The sequence below is a fragment of the Paenalicyclobacillus ferrooxydans genome (assembly GCF_001399675.1).
Lineage (GTDB): Bacteria > Bacillota > Bacilli > Alicyclobacillales > Alicyclobacillaceae > Alicyclobacillus_B > Alicyclobacillus_B ferrooxydans.
In genome coordinates this window covers 59,600-78,957 of the sequence record NZ_LJCO01000085.1, presented here as the reverse complement: position 1 = coordinate 78,957, position 19,358 = coordinate 59,600, and the positions used below count along the sequence as shown (strand labels likewise).

The window sequence follows — 19,358 nt, the reverse complement described above, 5'->3', positions numbered from 1 at the left end:
GATCACCTCTTCACCGATTCCATCTGTCTCATCTGTGCCAATCGTCGCTTGATCGATGAAGTCCTGCGTTCGTAGTCAGACTTTTCCAGACGTCCTTCCATGAAGGCCCGCTCCGCTTCTTCCCAGCTGCGCATCAAGGCCTCTTGCGGTCCATTTTTCACCGCAGTTGCCCCTTTTCCAACAGTCGATCTGATTCCAAGCAGCGCAATAACCAGAATTGCGGCAGCCATCGCCAGGTTTCCAATTGCTTGCCAGGTGGTCGCTGCACTCTGACTGTCCATGCCAATCACGGGTAAGCCTTGGACAGCTTGGTTGCTCGTCACATTTGGCAACATCGAGAGGCTGGCGGTCCAGTCTGAGTTCGCGTCCATCGCACCGTGACTAAAGACACGAAAATCTGTTCCGGCAATCGACGTCGTCTGCGTATCCGGCATGAGCCCTGGAGCAGACAAGGCTACATTGCCGATTGGAACGAAGATGTTCATCAAGTACACAGGATACTCGGTGTGCAAGGTCAGTTGGACAGATGTTTGTCCCGAAAACGGCAAGGAATACGCTGCTACAACCGTTGACGTCCCTGGTTTCGCCGCGTTTTTGATTGTCAGCAATTGGCCTTGCTCCTGTACGTCATTCTTACTCACACCCTGCACGGTCGGGCTTTCTGCCCCCCGCGGCAAGACGAACTGAATGTCTTGGGGAGACGCTGTGCCGTTTTCTACCGTGACCTGCAACACCACTTGAAGCGCATTGTTCGTGGTCGGCAACAAAAAAACCTGTTCTTTCGGAACCACAAGGTTTGCACCCGTTGCTGCCAGAGCCTGTCCCGGAAGCAGAAAAACGACAACGCTGAAGAGTCCCGTCAAAAAACGAAGAACGGATCGCCGTATCAAGAGGATGCACCCCCCGTCGCCTTTGTCCCGGGCAGCTTGCGGGTCTCCTCGGCGAGTTCCCGTTCCATGCGTTCAAGCATGGTGCGGCGCGTTTCCTCCGCTTCAGTAATTTTCTGCTGCAACTCGGCTTTCTGCCTCTTGTAATCTGCCTCGTCAACCTTACCCATGCGGTGATCGTACTCAAGGTCCGCAAGGTCCTCGTATAAGTTGTCGACGAAGACGCCAACTTCAGCACGCCGCTTAGCGGGCTTTCTTTCCGGCCACAAACTCACGAGCGTCCCGAGAATGAACAGATACGCACCGTACCAGATAAACTGCACCATCGGATTGACGTGCAGGTCAAAGATGGCCTTGTTGCCAGGCGCAGTTCCCAGCATCACTACGTAAAGATCGCGCATCGGACGCGAGAAGAGGGCTACGTTAGTCGTCGGAGAATCGCCATTCTCGTAGAAAGTGGCCGAGGGACGCAATACGCCGATGGTGTGTCCCCCGCGGGAAACAATAAGATTGGCGTACATGGTCCGAGTTTCACCGCCAGCCCCTTGAGACACGCCCATGCCAACAAATTTTGCCTGGTACGATCCGATAGTGGCAGTATCCCCGACCGACATGATCTGTTGGTTCTGAATATGGTACGAGCCCGAACCGACAATCCCCAGCGCGATCACCGCGAGAGCCAAGTGGACAATGTATCCTCCAAAACGGCGGCGGTTTCTATCGAGCAGACGCAGAAAACACACCAGCCATCCTTCTTCAGTCAAGACCATCCTTGCACGGATCGACTCCACATATTCAAATACAACGGTAAGGACAGCAAAGAAGGCTGCAATCAACCCCGTTGTCGCCAAGGTGGTCGGTGCTGTATACATCTTACTCAACCACAAGGTCGCCCCAAGTCCCAACACAACTGCAATAACGAGCGGCAGCCAGATAGACTTGAGTACCTTAGCAAGTGAAGACCGGCGCCATGCCACAAACGGACCAATAGCCATCAGTAGAATGATACAGACGGCGAGCGGCAGGTTGACGGCATTGTAAAACGGTGCAGAAACCATCATCTGATGACCCGTGACAGCTTCGGACACAATCGGAAACACCGTGCCCCACAAAATAGCGAAGGTCGCCCCAAGGAACAGCACGTTGTTTAGCATAAAGGCGGACTCTTTGGAGACCACAGCCTCAAACTGACGTTCTGCACGGAGTGCAGGCCAACGCAGGATAATGAGCGTCACTGTGAAGACAAAAATAATGGCCATGAAGGTCAGGTAGTACTGGCCGAGCGTCCCGTTTGCAAACGCGTGAATGCTCCACAATACGCCGCTGCGAACCAGGTATGTCCCAAGCAGCGAAAGAAAGTAGGTTAACGTGACGAGGACGACGTTCCATGCTTTCAGCATGCCTTTGCGCTCCTGAACAATCGACGAGTGAAGGAATGCTGTAGCAGTCAACCAGGGCAGCAAGGCAGCATTTTCAACCGGATCCCATGCCCAATATCCGCCCCACCCCAGTTCCTCGTATGACCAGTGCGCACCGTAGATAATACCAATGCCGAGAAACAGCCACGATACAAGTGTCCAGCGGCGTGTGACGCGCAGCCACGTGGCATCGGTTTTGTTCAGGACAAGTCCGGCCACCGCATAAGCAAAGGGAATCGTGAAGCCAATATAGCCCAAATACACGTTGACCGGGTGTACCGTCATACCCGGGTTTTGCAACAGCGGATTGAGACCGTTGCCCATGGCCGCCGGGTGTGGTAACCGATCAAACGGATTTGCGCCGACATTCATGACGATCACGTAAAAAAGTGTCACAAGGGTCACAATCAGAGAAACGACCGGCAACATACGGTCGCTGTCCTCGTGCCTCGAGAACGAAACCACCATGCCATAGAGCGTTAAGACCAGCGACCAGAACAAAAGTGATCCTGCATCTCCACCCCAGAAAGCCGCGATACGGTACACCAAGGGGAGCCCGCGACTGGTGTAGTCAACTACGTAGGAAAAATTCAGATTCGTCGTAATTAATAAGTACAGTAAACCGACAGATGACAAAGCGACGCAGGCAAACTGCACCGCCATCGAGACCCGGCTAAGGCGACGCCAAACGGAACGGCCCGTCCAAATCGCACCAATATGAACGATGACACTGAGCGCCGTAACGGCGAACAGTGCCCGTAGTAACAACTCTCCAAGAATACCGATCAGCAATCATAGACCTCCTGGCAATGCATATTGCGTCCGTCCGACGATGTGTACGGTGTTACCTCGCTGAATTTCCAGTCTGATTTGCCGCTTCGTACTTGGACGGGCATTTAATAAGCAACTTGGAGGCAAGGAAACTCCCATCCGACTGCATTTGTCCTGTTACAATCACCGGCCAGTTATCTGTGAAATCGTCCGGCTTGGCTCCGTGATACACAACCGGCAAAGTCTTGCCGCCGCTCTTGTCTTGCACATCAAACTTCAGCATACTGGTTTCTGGGTTCCACTGAACGGACGATCCGATGATTTCTCCGCTGATCGTTGTGGGGTCGTGCTGTGCGGCAGGCGACTCTTGAAAGAACTCATTTACTGTCACATAGTACGTACTCGCATGAGTAACTGCAGTGCGTACTAACATCCCTATTACACCGACCACGACAACAAGCGCTATCACCATTTTGGTGCGAGTGGTCATTACAGTCACGCCTTTCCAACAGAACTCTACCCTACGCCTGTGGCTGTCTTAGCGCACAAGTTTCCACAGCATCTAGATTGACAGCAACAAGACAATACGATAAAAACTACAGGTAATCTTTTAATCTCGACCTGACACGTGGAGCTTCAGAAAACTCCTGTTGGCTTTCCGTGTGATCACGCTCACTTCTCGCACCTGCCGAACGGCGAATAAACCTAAAAATCCCCCACATGACCAACACTGCCACAACAAGGGGCGCAAACCAAGTCAGCAGGCCGAAGCCTCTGAAACGCGGCACGGCTAAGACGCTGTCCCCATATTTTGTGACCATTGCATCCAAGATTTGATTTTTCGACATTCCCCGTTCAACGTCAACAGCCACCTGTTGACGGATCTCGAATGCCAATCCGAGACTGGAGTTGGCCACTGTCGATGGGTCCCCAGGTGCACGAAGATCCTCACAAATGACATCGACTTTCTCTGCAGGTGCTAAATGGTTATATTCGGCCTCGCCTACGGCCCGGATCCCAAAACCAATAAGAAGCAAAATGATAACTACGATAACAGCAATCCAGACGGGACCCTTGGCAGAAGCCTTTGATGGTTTTGACATACCATGCCTCCTTGGATGTTGCGCGTAACTCAAGGAAAACCAAGGTGAGGTATGACGTACGATGGAGGCTTCCTCACCCAATAAGTTCGTGTCACAACATCTGCCTCCAATATACTATGACCACACAGCCCGTTCAAACGTTTCGTTAGAAACCTTACTTAAATATGGAACTCGTTTTAACAAATACGCCACTTGTCTTGACTTGAGAGGCATTTCAGCGGTATATTAACCGCACGGCAATCTGCTGATTGGGAGTTTTATCATGCCGGGGTGGCGGAATCGGCAGACGCAGCAGACTTAAAATCTGCCGGGGATAACTCCCCGTACCGGTTCAAGTCCGGTCCTCGGCACCAATAACGACAAGGGATTTCGGGATTTTTCCGAGGTCCCTTTTCTTCTTATCAGACGCGTTTTTCTATTCATCTTCTAATCAAACTTTTTCGGACGCTCATCCGAGGAACTTTTGACGCTCTCGACGACGCTGCCGAAACATCTCAGCAGCTACCTTTGCCGATTCTCCAAAATACTGCTGCACATACTCCTCGAGGATGTGCACTGCAAGTCGCTCGGCCAAGTCTCTGCGCTCGTGGCTCTCCAATTCGTCACCCTGTTCCATGTAGTAAACCTCATCGACCAAGTCCTCAATTTTCTTCCATGTTACGCGTGGCACACCAATCACTGCTTCGTTCCACCAACTCACACTCATCCCATCCTATCTAATTGGTATGGGCTCGGAGGCCGAAAGTTCGGAGCAACCATCATGGTGAGACGGGGATAATCATGTGCGTATCGGAGCAGTGCAGCAGCTGCATGTGCCACTGGCCGACCAAAGGCGAATCCAAGCGCGTCCAACGATGCCCAATCATCTTCGAGGAACCTCATTGTTAACCGTTCCATCACGGCTCCTACCGGGTTGACTACCCTCTCCAAGTTTTCATGTTGCCGGTGGCCAATCCATGCATGGGTTCCATGTGCATAGTCACGCCACATGTAGGGTGCTAGTCGATTCAACGTAGGGAAATCGTTGAGCGTAGCAAGGACGAGCTTCGTTCCCGTTTCCCCATCGGACTGTCGCAGGTGTTTCGCCACCTCGTGGACATGCCCCCTGATATACTGTGGTACATACGGTGATACTTTCCGTTTCTTGTCTGCCCTGTTCCTCATCATGTGAACCATCACTCCTTATGGAAGGAATAAGTCCGCCACCGAGTGGCAGAGGGGCAACTTTTAAGCACGAGGGAGGTGCCCCTCTGCCCCAGTGCCACTGAGTTCCACTCCGGACGATAAAGAGTATGGGCAGATGACCAAAGTTATATCTTGTCCTATAAACTTTTTTGTATGGAGAGCGATACATGGAGTCGAAACTGAAGGACATTCTCAAGAGTCGAGGCATCAAGCAGAAATGGCTCGAAGAACAAACTGGGATATCTCACGCAGCCATGAGTTCGTTGTGTAACCACAAGAGCGAACCTACATTAAAAAGCGCTCGGGCGATATCGAAAGCACTTGGGGTGCCAATTGAAGAAATTTGGCCCGACGACGAAGAAAAAGCCCGCGGCCACTAACGCCTTGGGCTTTTCATATCCGTTTAGGATTAAGCAACCGGCTGTGCGTCTGCTGGCTTTGTATCGGTAGCGGACCAAGCCTGTACCGCCGCGTCATGCTGCTGAACCACGGGCACGACCGTCTTCTCGATGTTTTCAAACTCAGCCTGCGCAGCTTTCAACGCCTGAACAATTTCAGCGTCAGTCTTGTCGACTCCGACCTTCTTGAGTTCGCTCCGTACAAATTCGATGATGTCTGTCCGCTGTGTTGCGCTCAACTTGTCTACTGTGACATTGAGCGCCGAGTTGAACACGCCAACTGCCTTCGCCGCTGCGAGCGCCAGGTGTGTATCCATCAGATGCTGCTCGATATGGTGCGCTTGCAGTTCACCCTTGGCAGCAAGACCTGCAAACATGGGCATCTTGGCAACGTTGACAAAGAATGATCCGACACCGTCGGCAGCCCTCACAACGGCCTTCGGTAGCTCCTTAACAAGTTGCGGATCAGCCTTCTTGATAGCTGTCCATCGTTTTTCTCCCCACACCCCAACGGCCAATACCACACCAACACCAGTCGATACAGTAGTCCAGTCCAATTGATTCCACATCCTTATTCACACTCCTCAAAAGGTTAGTTGCGCTTCAAGAAATACGCCTTGTTCGTCGAGTAGCTCAGCAGCAGGTCAAGACCGTTGTCGTTCAGGAAAGTGCTCCCGAGCAAGTTAAACACCGACCCCACAACATAGATCGGCGTATTCGGAAACGTCTTTGTTCCGACTCCGAGCGTACCTGTGCTGCTGTATCCGGCTTGCCCTGAGCCGCCCACACCTCCGAGATATGCGGGACCATCGTTCGGCAGGTTTGCATCCTGTCCGACTTGTTCCGTTACTTCGAGCCTCAGAGCCCCAGTGTCGAGCACGACATCGACTGCTACACCGTTGAGTTTCGCAGGGAAGTAGAACTTTCCATCAGATGGATTGACCGTTCCCTCAATGACGTCAACGACCTCCTGACCGTTGATGATCGATGGAACAGAAGAAGATGAAGACGCTGGTACATCTATCGGAATCACAAAGTTCCAACCGTCTGCTATCTTCTTGGGAATCACACCGACACCGAGAGCAGTCCACGGCAGGAACGGTTCCAGAGCTGCGTTTGTTTCTGCTGTGTACGTGACCCCATGCGCGATGTACTTGTCCCCTACTTGCTCGACTGGGATCCCGTTCTTGATGAACACGGTGAGCGGAACATAAGTTACGTAGTCATTGCCGACTTGGACCTGTATGCCGTCTTCTTGCGGTTGTCCGTTGATCTGAATCTTGAGTGCGGTCAACGCATTCCCTCCTTTGTTTGGCGGTGTCCAGAGAATTGACGGTTCGTAGACATCATCGATATCCACGGAGATCCCGTGGCGTGCCACGCTCACGCTGTTCTGATAAGCCGCGACACCCGTAACCTGTGCGCCATTTGCCCAGGCTGACGGCTCGATGAGGTAGTCCACTTCATCCCGCAGTGCTTGGAGAATGCTCGCTTTGGCGTACAGTCCGACTCTGTATTTTCCGGTTGTCGCATGTTTCACACCCGCAAGGTAAGCACAAATAGACGGAATATCACCGGTTTGCGCATCGTAGTCCACCGTATAGCAGATGCCGGTACCGTGCGGAACACCAAGCGCCTCAGCGTGTCGAATGGCTACATTTGCGTCCGCCTGACCTTGAGATAGGCTGAAGTACTTCGCATATGTCGGATCGTCCTCGAAGAAGAATCCAATGAAATAGCCTGCGTCTCGTAAGATTTGCAGACGCGCAGGTGTCAGACATTTGCTCCACGGACCGAGATATCCGAATACAGCTTCAATACCGTCGTTGCGGAAGGCTGCAGCTATGGACTTGTCTATGACGGAGGCGGTATCGATGGCCTTCATGGATGCTACTCCCTCTCCGGCCAATGCCAGGTACCTACACGCTTCATATCCTCATCCTGATGGACTGAGGTCGCCCAATAGAGGCCACTTGCGTACTGGGTTCCGTCATTCGTTCCGTCCGTGATTACTTGGAGTTGCACCATATCCTCGTTCGGGTTGCCTTCGTCCGACCAATTCCGGACGACAATAGCCGGCCTATGTTGCTCGTATCCGTAGCGGTCCATGAGCACGTAATGCACAATTCTTCCTACGCTTGCCTTCATTTGGACACCTCCTGGTATTTCTGCTCATGCGATGATACCCAGTCCCATATTTCCTGCCACTTCGAGAGAAACAGCTGCGCGCGAACATCAGAGTCGACCACATCAAAGTAGTTGGACTCGAGGCTAGCGGACTCGCTGAAGTTCCAGGACCCCGAGAGCACGGAGACACCATCCCGCACAGCAAACTTGTGGTGCATGATGTGGTGTTTCTCACTCGTGCCCTGGAGGAGTTGAACACCCGCGGCACGCAGTTGCTCTACTTCTGGACGCTCATACTTTCCACGGGCTTGGGTATGATCGATAACGAGTGCCACATCCACACCGCTCCGATGAAGATTGACCAACTCATCAATCAGAGGGGGCAGGTGCAGTCCATAGATGGCGATTCGCAACTGACTCCGTGCTTGTCTGATGAAGTCTAAAAAGACCCGTTGTGTGTCGTCATCTGGGCTGAAATACGTAGCCACTTTAAGACCGACTTCTGCTGACACAATGCTCACCTCCCTCGATCCGCTCGAGTATTCGATTCAACTTCTCATCACGTTCTTTATAGGACGCCCTTTGCTCACGGTGCATTTGCTTTAACTCTTGGAATTCGGCTCGAATCTCAAGCAGAATTCGGAAGAGGAACCGTAGGATGATGAGCATCGAGAGGCCTGTCGCAATGCCTAACACCGGGAGCGCCACCAACTGGTACGTATTCGACAAGAACAACATTTGATTCAGAACGGGCTTTAGAAAGATGTAGCTGACCAGGCTGAACAGGAGCAGGAAGAAAAACATCCAAATGGTGTTCGCAACCCTATCGGCTTTCACACCCATCCATTCACTGAATCCGCGAGGATGAAACTTGACCATCTCTTGGAACTCTGCTTCTTCTTCCGGATTGAAATGAAGACCTTTACTCATTTGCTCACCCCTTCCATGACCTCAAGGCCTCGGCGGCAAGCCCCATCAAAAATGACAACGCAGCCAGACCTCCCCCGACCTTCCACCGCCATTCCTTGAGCTTCGTGACGTCTCGTCGTACGATGCTGAGTTCTTCTTTTGTGGCGAACTTTTCTGAGCGGTCATCCTGTTCTTTCATGTATTGCGTTAAGGTGGTCTGCAGCTGTTCGATACCGCGATTGGTAGAACGTTGGGAATCCTTGATCCACTCGATGTCATTGACTGCAACTGCCAACCTCGCTTCTTGGTTTTCTTGTCCCACTTGCCCACGCTCCTAACTCTTCTCAATCGTCACCCTGGCATCGTGGGCTAAGGATTCTGGAGTCTCATCGTTTACGGATATACCTGCACGCCAGAGGGCCCAACCCACGTATTTACTGCAATACCTTCGCCGGTGTTCGCGGTACTTTTGGTCGTACCCTGTGAGTGCCTTGACTGCGAGCCAGAAGATGCCGAGCCAGTCATATGGCAAGTTGTTCTCCTTTTGGAGAGCTGCAAGAAACTGTTGGCGCTGCTCATATGTCATCGTGATGTGCCCAATGTCGTAGTCGCCGGTATAGTCGCCGATGTTGGCAGGGCCTGACTTGCGTAAGCCCTGCGCCTCCATTACTGTGTTACCCCCGACGTACACGGCGACATGGACGTAGTTCGTATCGAACGACCGCTTGTCCAACAGCGTTTCACCGAGTTTTATCGCATCATCGACCGGACTCCTCAGATATCCTCGAACGAATACCAGGTCTCCCGGATTTAACATGGTCTCACCCCCAAACAAAAATGGACCCGCGTCTCCACGAGTCCATCGTCTGATATGTGATTGGGTACAGCGACGCTAATTAGGGGTCACAGCAACCGCTGTGCTCTGTGCTGATTCATTCCCATCTGTATCCACTGCGCTGATGGCGAAACTGTAACTCGTCCCGCTCGTCAATCCTGTTCCCGTATAAGTCGTGCTTGTGGCAAGCGCCGTATTAACCTTCGTACCGTCTTGGTAAATGTTATAGCCGCCTCCGTCAATCATTGTTACGTCCGTGTTTGCAGTCCAGGTCAGTGTGACTTCCCCGGTACCTGCTGTGCCGGTCAAACCTTGTGGAACCGACGGCGGCTTAGGATTCGGCCAACCAATCGTTTCGAGCTGGGCCTCTGTTGTACACGCCTTGATTTGTGCCTCTTTCGTCCATGATGTCGCTTCGATGGTCTTGTTCATAAACTTCTGCCCATCCGCGGCAAACTGTTTATACTGCGCTTGCGTGAGTGTGACCATGTCGCCGTTCATGTCCTTAATGGTGTAACTATCCTCACCAAGTCCCGCTGCAATCATGGTGAGCACGCTTGTCCACTTTTGCATCGGTGTCATACCTGTAGCATCTACCCCTGCGATGGCATAGTACCGTTGTGTACTATCAGCAGAAGAGGGGAACCCTGCCGCCACCTTGGCGGAGACGGCAGATTCGAGCCATGCGAACTTGGCGGATTGCGATTGTTGGAACTGCTCTTGTGTCGTGGGTGGCATATACGTCCATGTCTGCGATGTCGAGTCGTAGGTATAATGTGCTGCGTCGTTGAACGCCTTGAGCGCATCCGCGTCAGCATCCTCGAATGTGTTCGTCGCCCAAGTTGGGGTTGCTGTCAATGTTGCTTTCAAACGCTCTCCGATTTTTCTGTTTGCATCGATAGCCATGTAGATCATCTATAGCACCATCCCTTCCACGCCAATATTGAAAGTAGATGCTCCGCTTACACCCAAACCAATTACGATAGTCAATGTGCCGCCAGATAAGTCGATGCTCGAAATCGTGGCCTCTGGATCTCCGTAAGACGTACCGCCGTTGCTCGTCCAACTTGAACCATTTCCAACAACCACCTGATTCGGATAGTTGCCCAAACCAGTAATGGCCAACGCATATGCCGAGGCACCCGCATTCAGGCCACTGATCGTAATCGTTACGCTCTCGCTAGTGGACGTGGTGTATGTGTTTGAGTAGCTGATGTGCCCCGGGCCAGTGCCATTGATACTCCCTGCCGCTGTTATGTTGTTGGCTACGGTCATGTCACCAGTATCCGTCATTGCAAGTGTAGATGCGCTGTTGGCTTTGTTGGCGAAATACCAACCACCGCCTGACTGTGGCAACAACCATCCAGTTATGTTTCCCGATGAATCTGTCAAACCTATCGCATTCGGAAAAATGTTTGACTTGAATGACACCGAATTCTGAACGGTTTGTTGATTTGGTGCTCCACTGTCTGTACGGAGAAATGAATTAGATCCACCTACGACGATCCAGTTATACCCGTCCGACAAAAGGATCAAAGTCTGCTGATCGGCTACAGGCATCGTAGTCGAAGCAGATACTCCCACTCCATAAAATGAACCTTTCAGCGTTGATAGCGTAAGTTGCGTTCCATTACTCCATATCGTTATCGATTTGCCGCCGTTGACGGTTGGGTCAGGCAATGTAAGTGTGGTGGCAGAAGCACCATTGTACTCGACGAATCCACCTAGATATTGATCAGAGACCGCACCATTTTGAGTAATTATTGCGTTTCCACCAAAACCACCTTCAAACGATTGTAGTGCAGAGTATACCTGCGGCTCTGTTGTGATATCTGCAATCGCCTCGTCGTACTGCGTCTCGAGGTGGTTCATATTGCTAGCAGACAAAGGTGTTGTATCGTCATCCCAAGTCGTCTTGTTGTATGGCATCCATGCCCCTCCTCTCTACCTCGTGAACCCGAGAGCCCACTGAGCGGTCAGGCTCTCCAAGTTGTTCTTGGTAAATTGTTGATACGTTACATAGCTATAGATGGTCCCGCTGTTCGCCACGTCCGTCGCGCCGTTCCCGAACAACGCAGCGCTCCCGAGTAGGACGTTTGCCTGGTCAGTGTCAAAGTAGCCGGTAACGGTCAGTTGGTTGTTTGCTATCGAACTCGATGAGATTGCAATTCGTATTTGTTCATCAGGTAACTCCGTCTCGACTCCGGTTGGTGCTGTGTTCGACTGTCCGAGAGCAACGTATTGGAGTCCGGTCGCGCCAGCTGTGTTTCCAAGCAACGCGAGAATTAAGCCGAATCCATTGTCCTCTACAAGGTTATGGTCATCGTATCGGATACGAGGCTTGAAGCCGTCCCGTTCGGCGCGCTGGATAGCTTCGTTCAGGTTGCCCCCAACATACCAAGAACGCTTGATATACTCATTCGCCCACTCGTCCCACGTCTTCAGACGGACATGACCATAGGCTTGCGGAAATTCACGAAACACGAAAATGCCCCCTTATGCACTCAGCATAGTCAGGGGCACTTTAGGCAGCGACGCTACAAAATTTCATTCGGGCCGCAGATAGTAGTAGTGCCACATACATGATAGGTGTGTGTAGAAATCGTAAAGGTGTCAGTGGCAGTAGGTGTCTCTGTAAAAAGCTTGAACATCGACACAATGCTATTGGTGTTATAAGCAGCTCCTTCAAGTGCAGACACACGAGAAGCTAAAGCGGCAATCACATCGGTTTGCCTGGGCGGTATCAGTCGCATATCATCACCTCACGCCTGCTGACCGTAACCAGTTACAGTTACGATGTAGTCTTCACTCGACATCTGATGATGAACTTGTGTTACCCGCATCCATTGATCGTTGAGGCCGTGGTCTGGTAGGTTGAACTGTACGTTTTGGCCACTCGCAAAGGTCGGCTCCCAACTATCGCAAGCGGCGTACACGATGGGCCACGCATGTTGTTGTAGCTGACCTTGCACCATAGCCACCGCCGTCGCGGTATTCGTCTGGGATGAATCGGTCATGGCTCCCTCAAAGACCCCGAACTGGGCAATAGACGCGTCCACCTGCTGTTGAATGATAAGTGGAATCCAATACGTGTATGTGACAGTCAGCACGTCTCCGGATGCCAGTGGCGTAGCTCCCTGAGCCTGGGTGATATAGTTCTGGCCGGTCGAAATGTAAAAGTCCATGCCGGTGTCGATACCGTCTTGCCCCACAGTTTTGGCGACGCCGTTAACGCTGACGGTGGGTGTCTGTGGCGTTAGCTGGCTTGCATTCGCGTAACTCACATACTTGGCAATTGGATAGGTCAATTGCCAGGTCGTGGTTTGACCGTCACCCAAGCGTGACTCTGTCCGAGCAGATGATTCGTACGAACCACCGTAGAACGTGATTTTGTTCTGCATCTGCGTACCGTCAACGGTAACCTTGACACTTCCCTCAAGCACGTTGGCATTCGCGCCTGTGTTGGTGAGGACAATCGGATTCGGATTCTCGGCTGCACTGAACCAGTGGAAGTCCTTGTTCTCGTCCACATACCAGTCCCATCCTGCCATGTTTGCAAGCTGACCAAAGGCATCAAACGCAGCCTTCGACTGAAACGAGATGTAGTCAACCGTTCCGGCGCCAGTCTCCACATGATTCGTTGTGATGTCCGGAAAGTAAATCGAGAGAATGTCCTTAATGATGTAGTCGTACGTCTGGTTCAAATAAGCACCTGTGACGAGCACGTTCATAGTTTTGCTGGTGTAGTCCTGCCCGCTCAGGGCAATCGCTTTGAAATTGGGACCAGACTGTCCAGTGTCGTACTGTGTGACGAGCCCTGTAAGGCGTTTGGGCATCGCTTTGTACGTGACTGTCGCGCTGCCGCTGTTCACCTTTATCCAGCGGTAGGGAGGCGATTGAATTGTACCGTCAGGGTTAACCGGCGCGAATGGCCCCCACATCTTCCCGTCCACGCTGGTACTCGTCTGCAATGACGTGTCCGACAGACTAAGCCACGCTTTCACCGGAACGCTGATGCCTGCGGTTGTGACAGTTGCTGTTTCAGTGATGTCGCTTTGTGATTCCCTGGTATCCGTCCAGACTTGAACCTCGTCGCCAATGCCAAACTGCGTAAGCAGTCCAGTGTTCTCGTGGTCCCACAAGTTGAGTGAGAATGTGGATGCCTGGTCTGTCGTAGAATCTTGGATGTCAATAGCGACAGCGCCCCCACTTGGAGGACTGCCGCTGCTGCCCAACCCTCCACCACCAGAGGCTGTCATGTCACTCACGTAGAAACTCACATCTTGCGCAGTACCTCCGACTGGCGTAATGAGGACGTACCATATAGGCTTGAATGCCATGGTATCACCTCATCTTTCGCAGAAGCTGGGTATTGAGCTGCTGATTGACCTGCTGGACGGCCCTCGGTGTGAGTCCACCAACCGTCACGCTCCCCTGATGTGTGACAGTCAGAGTTGAATGTGACGCCGAAGCTGTCGATCCGGAACCGGTTACCATTGCAGAGACGCTTGGTGATACCGCCAGAGTCTGCGACGAATGAACACCGAAGAGGGAGGAGATAGAATTCGCTACGGATGACACTGCATTTGTGACCCAGTGAATGCCTGACATGATGCCGTTCGCCACCATATGGACTACGTTCTCGCCCCACGTAAGTGCCTCTTGTCCTAGCTTTGCGAAGTAGTTGCTGATGTTGTTCCCGATTTGGTCCATGTTGTTGAGAATGTTGGACGCAAAGGTTTTCACACCGCCGACTACACTGTCCCAGAGCTTCGTGAACCAAGCAGTTATCTGCCCCCAGCGCTGATAGATAGTAAGCGGAATCCCAATAAACGGAGCCAGTGCGATGAGAATGTCTGGTCCCCATTTCTTGAAGAATGCCGAAATTTTTAGCCATAACCCGTCAAGCCACTTGAGAACTCCGCCCCATATATGTTCGATGTCTTGTCCGAGCTTTGAGAAAAAACCTGATACATCATGCCATAGCGTCTTCGCCTCGGAGGATATCTGTTTCCAGTGCCCAATGATAAGGAGTGCTCCCGCGATGATGGCTGCGATGAGAAGTCCCCAAGGACCACCCAAGAGCGTAAAGGCTTTGCCAAGGAATCCCGCGCCCGAACCGACGAGCTTCATAGCACCCTCGAGGCCAGGGAACACCTTTACCAACTTAGCAACGAACCCAGTAGTAGAGGTGAGAGTTTTCCCCAACTTAGTAAATCCTCCCCCAACGCCAGATACCCATCCTAACACGCTCTTGAATGCAACCATCTGAATAACGCCGACGACTATCTGACCAATCAGCGGATTTACCTTTAGCAACGTGTTGGCGAGGCTTGCGAGTCCAGTCACCATCGTAAGCAGGTTTTGCCCAGCTGGCGCCATGGCCTCAAAAAGCTTGACGACAATGGAACCGAGATTCCCAATAAGACTGAGAACCTGAGGACCTGTCTGTTTCACATAGTCCAGAAACTGTTGAAATCCTTTCGTTTTGACCACATTCGCCGCCCAATTCGCAAAACTCGCCGTCATCTTTGTCCATCCAGCATCCATGCTTCGCGCAAGTGGATTAAATGCCATGAGCAACGATGCAAAGCCTGTGGCAATATTACCTAGGCCGGTCCCGAACGCGAGGATAGACGCCTTCGCGTTGCTCCCAAGATAGCTGAAGAACGATTTCCACACAGGTGAACCGAGTGCCTTATTCGCTCCAGACAGAAGCTCGTTCAAGCCACTCGCAAACCCGTGGATCGCAGGAGCAAGGTCCTTGAGCACATTCTGTAGGAGCTGCAAAACGCTCGTGAACGACTGCAGGACCTGCGGCTGAAAACTCTGGTCGAATCCCTTCATGAACGTTCCGAACTGCTGGACTTGCCCGAGCGCTTGCATTTGACCGCCGTCCAAATTCGCCGTCGATTGATGGACAGCCTGAAGGGCTTGCAATTTCTGCGCATTCGTAGCTGCGGGGTTTCTCAGCGTAGCCTGGTACTGCGCCTGAGCAGTCTTAAGAGATGCCTCAGCAGTAAATACCGGCATCAGTGTGCTGCCAGCAACCGCAGCGTATCCAGCCCCTCCTGCCATGCCAGGAGCAGCCGCTGACAAAAGTCCCAACATACCGCCCCCTGCATCTGCGGCAAGCGGGGAGGCTACAGGAAACAACGACCCGAGAAGGGTCCCTAGACTGAATTTTCCTTTAGTTCCCACCGAAGTAGCATTAATACCGTCAATTCGTCGCTTGACACCATCTAATTTCAAGTCCAACTCATCGAGCTTGAGGATTGCATCTTCATCCCGAAGGTCCACCGTCAAAACAGTTTTGTGAATCCTATCAAGTTCAAGTTGAAGCTCTTTCACTTTAAGAACCACATCGGCGTCTTCAAAATCCACCTGCATCAAAACTCGTCGAAGTTCCTGTTCTTTCAGCAGAAGAGCATCAAATTTCGGCTTAGCCTCGGTGTCATCAAGCCTAGCTGTGATGGTCACTGTTTGGTCGTGAATCGTGTCCAAACGCAGGATCAGGTCGTCAATCTTAGCGATAGCCTCAGTATCTTCAAGACCAACCAACATGTGTTCCAATTCGTTCTTCAAGTCTTCCGACTCTAGCCGAATGGTGTCGAGCTTGTCTTTAGCATCCCGATCATTGACGTTCAGGTTTAGAATCTTGTCCTGCAGTTCCTGTAGGTGGGCGTTAAATGTGTAAAGCTTGTCCTCCGCTTCTTGGTCACGCACGAAAATCTGAAGACTTTTGTGCCTCAGTTCGTCCATATCTTTCTTGAGCTGGTCAATGTGGTCCTTTGCACTTTGCGTACTGACCTTCAACGAGACGTCCTTGTCACGAACGCCAGCTAGCTTCTGGTCTAGTTCATCGACCTTTGCTTTATCCTGGTCAATATCGTCGCGCAGACTTTGACCGTCCCCGGCAATCTTCACAATTAAGTCCCAGACATTCATCAATCTCACCCCATTCCTAAGCCGAAAGCTGCCGGATTGTCATCGTATGTTGCTACATCACCTGACGAGGGCCGTCCCTCGTCGCTCCCGCGTGCCAGTCGTTGAGACCTGGCCTCCAGGAGTTCTACGATGACGGCCCACGGCCTCGATAGCGTCTCTTCGGGGTTCCACCTGTATGTTTCAAGGCAAAACTCAATCAGTTCGTCTTCTGTGATGTACTCGCCTGACTCATCAACGGCACCAGGCGAGAAAAGACGTTTTTTAGTTGGTCCACCCGATTGATAGTGAGTGCAATCTGCAACACATCCCAGAACTCTGGGAACGTCACGCCATTTTGCTCGTCCGTAAAAATTTCCGCAGGCAAGTTGTCAATGAACAGGCTTAGGAGTTTATGCGGGAACTGAAGCAGCTTGTCCACAATGCCGCTAACCGCTTCCTCGTCAGTAGCATTCAGATTGTCAGCTTCTTTCATGGCTTCCGAAACTACGCCAGCAAGTTGCCGGATGCGTGCCATAGGGACTACTTTCACCACGAAATCACGTCCAGCAAGTGTGACGGGAACCTTATCTTTCAACTGCGCATCAGCGATGCCCATGCTGTCACTCCTCAGAAATCAATAGTCACGCTAGGCTTATTGGTCGACGATGGTACCGTACTCAGAACCTGCAGTCTGCGTGAGGTCAGGCAGAATGTCGAAGGTTACCTGATATGCCTGTTCCTTGTCCTTCTCGAACGAGAGCTTTGCAGTGGCAACCGAGACTGCCTTATGCAAGGTGACCGTTCTCGAAGAGTACGTCCCAGACGGGCATGGACCTACGAACACAAGCGCGTGTTCGATCGCGGACGAGATAACTCCGACATCCAATGTCTCGGTTCCGGGCGTAGTAGATACCACAGGAGCTGTCGCAATTCCCCATGCAATTTGTAAATTTGCTAGTGTCGCTTCGCTCATTGTGGTCGTAACGGTGATGACGTCCTTTGATGGTACTTTCCGAACGCTGCCGACAATTTGGTCAATCTCGAGGTCGACCATGGTTGTCTTCCGTTCCATGGTCACACCGCCGGATGTACCTCCAATCGGATTGCCGTCCACCGTGAAACTCGTACACGGTCCAGCGATGATATTGCCGCGAGTGATGGTCATATTCGTGGTCACGTTGTTACCCCCTTAATCAGTAATCAGGTGTACTTGGCATTCGACAGCCACAGCCTGAAATAACCCTGGTTGCCCTTTCATGGTCTGGCTGTAACGCTGAGTGATATTCGCGATGTTCTTGACCAGTCCACCGAGCGTATTGTTCTGCCTCAAAGTATCGTCGATGGCAGCTCCGTAGCGACGAAGGATCCGAGACAGCGTCTGAACGTCGGTGTGTGCGTAGTAGGCTTCGATGGTGATGATGTATTGTTGATCACGCCATCCGTACTCGTCCTTGCGGGTACTTGTCTGGTCACCGGTAACAAGTACTGCAGGCAGCTGCGGGACTGCCTGATAGTCTCCAAAGAGCCATTGGCGTGGTGGTACAGGGTTTAGCTGCGTTGTCTTACGCTGGTCGACCGCTTGAAGGTTCGTAGGGAGACTAGCCTCCAAGATGGACGACATTGCATTGATTACGTCCTCAACATCCGGTTGTGCCAATCTTCCTCACCCCTCATAAGCGAATTCTTCGCGTAACCACGTTGCTAGCCTCTGATTCCACCGTGTCTGGAGCTCACCTGTTATCTGTACAGGGGGACGTTTCGGAGGATGGTCTGCAACTTTGACTGAGCCGAATTGATGTAGGGTCGCCAAAGTGTACCCATTCTTGGTCTTCAGGTCACTCCCGAGCGTCAGTTCCTGCGGGTACACCTCATAGATGACACCTTCACCATATGGTTCCGTTAGGGATGCCTTCAACGCACCCGTGCGAACTAGAATCGGCATTCCAGGGTAGTGTCGTTCTTTCCACGCCTTGTATTTCGACGAGAGCGGCCGCCATCCGGGACCTTCTGACGCAAATGTTTGTTCGTTCTGCTGCCAAAAGTCCTCCGCCATCGGTTCCCAAACGTCTCGAAAGTCGTCAGGGACATGATACATGTGTTCAAAATAACTGGAGAGCGCACGTTCGCCGGGTATATCAAATGTAATGTGAAGCGTCCCCATCAGAACTTCATCCCCATCGAGAACGCAGGCGGCGTTTGCCTGGTAGCCACACTCAGGTTGTCTGATACCTGGCTGTATTCCGGCTCTGGAGTTTCACCCGTTTGTTGAGCGTCCCACAAAATCACATCACCTTGCACAAGCTGCGTTAGCTGTTGCTCAGCGAGCGTACGCCAGTTTGCACCTTGCGGACTGTTGCTTCCCGTCTGGCCCAGATAGATACGATCGGCTATCTCAGCTGCAACAAATCGTTTTTCTATCTGCTGCATGGTCACCAGAGCATTCGTGCCCGTGATAGGAACCTGATAGTAGCGTCCTAGCCGGTCGTCGATGTAACGGTCATACATGGGGATGATCTCGTTCGTGACCTGCGTATCGGACGGGTTGCTATTCGCGTCAATGGTGAACTGGACGAGCATGTCTTGGACGTCGCTCAGTGTGCAGTAGCTCACTTGCCATCCCCACCTGACGCTGGAGTCGTCTTTGAAGCCTTAGTGGACGTATCTTCGACGGCAACCACAGCGCCCTGACGAAGCGCAGACCTGGCATCTTCATCGTTTAACTCGACAATGTCTCCTACCTCGTGGATGGTCTTACGATTATCTGTGGTAAGACGCTTCACACACTTATACCTGCTCAT

The 19,358-nt window shown here is 52.0% G+C and carries 25 protein-coding genes and 1 tRNA gene; 2 read left to right on the top strand and 24 right to left on the bottom strand.

Annotation, left to right across the window (positions count from 1 at the left end):
* Nucleotides 1–2 precede the first annotated feature (2 nt).
* From AN477_RS19960 to AN477_RS19945, 4 genes are all read right to left on the bottom strand, one after another.
* Nucleotides 3–890: a hypothetical protein gene (locus AN477_RS19960; protein ID WP_054970949.1), complete on the bottom strand. Its 888-nt coding sequence runs from the start codon at nucleotides 888–890 to the stop codon at nucleotides 3–5.
* The gene (locus AN477_RS19955) at nucleotides 887–3,097 is read right to left on the bottom strand and encodes a cytochrome c-type biogenesis CcmF C-terminal domain-containing protein (RefSeq protein ID WP_054970948.1); all 2,211 of its coding nucleotides are present in this window, start codon (nucleotides 3,095–3,097) and stop codon (nucleotides 887–889) included. Before AN477_RS19955 ends, AN477_RS19960 begins: the two co-directional genes overlap by 4 nt.
* Nucleotides 3,098–3,149: 52 nt before the next feature.
* Nucleotides 3,150–3,566 (bottom strand): cytochrome c maturation protein CcmE, encoded by a 417-nt coding sequence (locus AN477_RS19950; protein ID WP_054970947.1) that lies wholly within the window; start codon nucleotides 3,564–3,566, stop codon nucleotides 3,150–3,152.
* A gap of 106 nt (nucleotides 3,567–3,672) precedes the next feature.
* Nucleotides 3,673–4,179, bottom strand: a complete 507-nt coding sequence (locus AN477_RS19945) for a cytochrome c-type biogenesis protein (protein WP_054970946.1) — start codon at nucleotides 4,177–4,179, stop codon at nucleotides 3,673–3,675.
* A gap of 264 nt (nucleotides 4,180–4,443) precedes the next feature.
* Here AN477_RS19945 and AN477_RS19940 point away from each other — a divergent pair.
* Nucleotides 4,444–4,532: transfer RNA gene (locus AN477_RS19940), tRNA-Leu, on the top strand.
* Nucleotides 4,533–4,627: 95 nt separating this feature from the next.
* Here the strand turns inward: AN477_RS19940 and AN477_RS19935 are convergent.
* Both AN477_RS19935 and AN477_RS19930 read right to left on the bottom strand, forming a co-directional pair.
* Entirely contained in the window at nucleotides 4,628–4,879 is a 252-nt protein-coding gene (locus AN477_RS19935) for a hypothetical protein (RefSeq protein ID WP_054970945.1), read from the bottom strand.
* Nucleotides 4,880–4,881: 2 nt separating this feature from the next.
* Entirely contained in the window at nucleotides 4,882–5,346 is a 465-nt protein-coding gene (locus tag AN477_RS19930) for a hypothetical protein (RefSeq protein ID WP_054970944.1), read from the bottom strand.
* Between the two features lie 185 nt (nucleotides 5,347–5,531).
* On the opposite strand from AN477_RS19930, the gene AN477_RS19925 reads away from it, so the two are divergent.
* The gene (locus AN477_RS19925) at nucleotides 5,532–5,744 is read left to right on the top strand and encodes a helix-turn-helix transcriptional regulator (protein ID WP_054970943.1); all 213 of its coding nucleotides are present in this window, start codon (nucleotides 5,532–5,534) and stop codon (nucleotides 5,742–5,744) included.
* Nucleotides 5,745–5,773: 29 nt separating this feature from the next.
* Here AN477_RS19925 and AN477_RS19920 read toward each other — a convergent pair whose 3' ends face one another.
* The 18 genes from AN477_RS19920 to AN477_RS19835 all read right to left on the bottom strand — a co-directional run bounded on the left by AN477_RS19920 (nucleotide 5,774) and on the right by AN477_RS19835 (nucleotide 19,358).
* A complete protein-coding gene (locus AN477_RS19920) occupies nucleotides 5,774–6,331 on the bottom strand; it encodes a hypothetical protein (RefSeq protein WP_054970942.1) in 558 nt (185 codons plus the stop codon).
* A gap of 23 nt (nucleotides 6,332–6,354) precedes the next feature.
* Nucleotides 6,355–7,647, bottom strand: a complete 1,293-nt coding sequence (locus AN477_RS19915; protein ID WP_054970941.1) for a glycoside hydrolase domain-containing protein — start codon at nucleotides 7,645–7,647, stop codon at nucleotides 6,355–6,357.
* Between the two features lie 5 nt (nucleotides 7,648–7,652).
* Complete coding sequence (locus AN477_RS19910; RefSeq protein ID WP_054970940.1) at nucleotides 7,653–7,910, bottom strand: hypothetical protein; 258 nt, start codon at nucleotides 7,908–7,910, stop codon at nucleotides 7,653–7,655.
* Nucleotides 7,907–8,401 carry a phospholipase D-like domain-containing protein gene (locus tag AN477_RS19905; RefSeq protein ID WP_054970939.1) on the bottom strand — a complete coding sequence of 165 codons (495 nt, stop codon included), beginning with the start codon at nucleotides 8,399–8,401 and terminating at the stop codon, nucleotides 7,907–7,909. The genes AN477_RS19910 and AN477_RS19905 overlap by 4 nt, the downstream gene beginning before the upstream one ends.
* A complete protein-coding gene (locus AN477_RS19900) occupies nucleotides 8,379–8,819 on the bottom strand; it encodes a hypothetical protein (RefSeq protein ID WP_054970938.1) in 441 nt (146 codons plus the stop codon). Before AN477_RS19900 ends, AN477_RS19905 begins: the two co-directional genes overlap by 23 nt.
* A 4-nt stretch (nucleotides 8,820–8,823) precedes the next feature.
* Nucleotides 8,824–9,120: a hypothetical protein gene (locus AN477_RS19895; protein WP_054970937.1), complete on the bottom strand. Its 297-nt coding sequence runs from the start codon at nucleotides 9,118–9,120 to the stop codon at nucleotides 8,824–8,826.
* Nucleotides 9,121–9,132: 12 nt separating this feature from the next.
* Complete coding sequence (locus AN477_RS19890; RefSeq protein WP_054970936.1) at nucleotides 9,133–9,615, bottom strand: C40 family peptidase; 483 nt, start codon at nucleotides 9,613–9,615, stop codon at nucleotides 9,133–9,135.
* Between the two features lie 75 nt (nucleotides 9,616–9,690).
* Nucleotides 9,691–10,548 (bottom strand): fibronectin type III domain-containing protein, encoded by an 858-nt coding sequence (locus AN477_RS19885; RefSeq protein WP_054970935.1) that lies wholly within the window; start codon nucleotides 10,546–10,548, stop codon nucleotides 9,691–9,693.
* Nucleotides 10,549–11,562, bottom strand: a complete 1,014-nt coding sequence (locus AN477_RS19880) for a hypothetical protein (protein ID WP_054970934.1) — start codon at nucleotides 11,560–11,562, stop codon at nucleotides 10,549–10,551.
* A 15-nt stretch (nucleotides 11,563–11,577) separates the two neighbouring features.
* The gene (locus tag AN477_RS19875) at nucleotides 11,578–12,117 is read right to left on the bottom strand and encodes a hypothetical protein (protein WP_054970933.1); all 540 of its coding nucleotides are present in this window, start codon (nucleotides 12,115–12,117) and stop codon (nucleotides 11,578–11,580) included.
* A gap of 278 nt (nucleotides 12,118–12,395) precedes the next feature.
* Nucleotides 12,396–13,973: a hypothetical protein gene (locus tag AN477_RS19870; protein WP_054970932.1), complete on the bottom strand. Its 1,578-nt coding sequence runs from the start codon at nucleotides 13,971–13,973 to the stop codon at nucleotides 12,396–12,398.
* Between the two features lie 4 nt (nucleotides 13,974–13,977).
* On the bottom strand, nucleotides 13,978–16,581 hold the full coding sequence (locus AN477_RS19865) for a hypothetical protein (RefSeq protein WP_054970931.1): 2,604 nt from the start codon (nucleotides 16,579–16,581) through the stop codon (nucleotides 13,978–13,980).
* 196 nt (nucleotides 16,582–16,777) lie between these two features.
* On the bottom strand, nucleotides 16,778–17,176 hold the full coding sequence (locus AN477_RS19860) for a hypothetical protein (RefSeq protein ID WP_054970930.1): 399 nt from the start codon (nucleotides 17,174–17,176) through the stop codon (nucleotides 16,778–16,780).
* Between the two features lie 36 nt (nucleotides 17,177–17,212).
* On the bottom strand, nucleotides 17,213–17,737 hold the full coding sequence (locus AN477_RS19855; protein ID WP_054970929.1) for a hypothetical protein: 525 nt from the start codon (nucleotides 17,735–17,737) through the stop codon (nucleotides 17,213–17,215).
* A gap of 12 nt (nucleotides 17,738–17,749) precedes the next feature.
* On the bottom strand, nucleotides 17,750–18,217 hold the full coding sequence (locus AN477_RS19850; protein WP_054970928.1) for a hypothetical protein: 468 nt from the start codon (nucleotides 18,215–18,217) through the stop codon (nucleotides 17,750–17,752).
* A gap of 6 nt (nucleotides 18,218–18,223) precedes the next feature.
* Nucleotides 18,224–18,721 carry a phage virion morphogenesis protein gene (locus AN477_RS19845; protein WP_054970927.1) on the bottom strand — a complete coding sequence of 166 codons (498 nt, stop codon included), beginning with the start codon at nucleotides 18,719–18,721 and terminating at the stop codon, nucleotides 18,224–18,226.
* Nucleotides 18,721–19,170 (bottom strand): hypothetical protein, encoded by a 450-nt coding sequence (locus tag AN477_RS19840; RefSeq protein WP_054970926.1) that lies wholly within the window; start codon nucleotides 19,168–19,170, stop codon nucleotides 18,721–18,723. The genes AN477_RS19845 and AN477_RS19840 overlap by 1 nt, the downstream gene beginning before the upstream one ends.
* A complete protein-coding gene (locus AN477_RS19835) occupies nucleotides 19,167–19,358 on the bottom strand; it encodes a hypothetical protein (RefSeq protein ID WP_054970925.1) in 192 nt (63 codons plus the stop codon). The genes AN477_RS19840 and AN477_RS19835 overlap by 4 nt, the downstream gene beginning before the upstream one ends.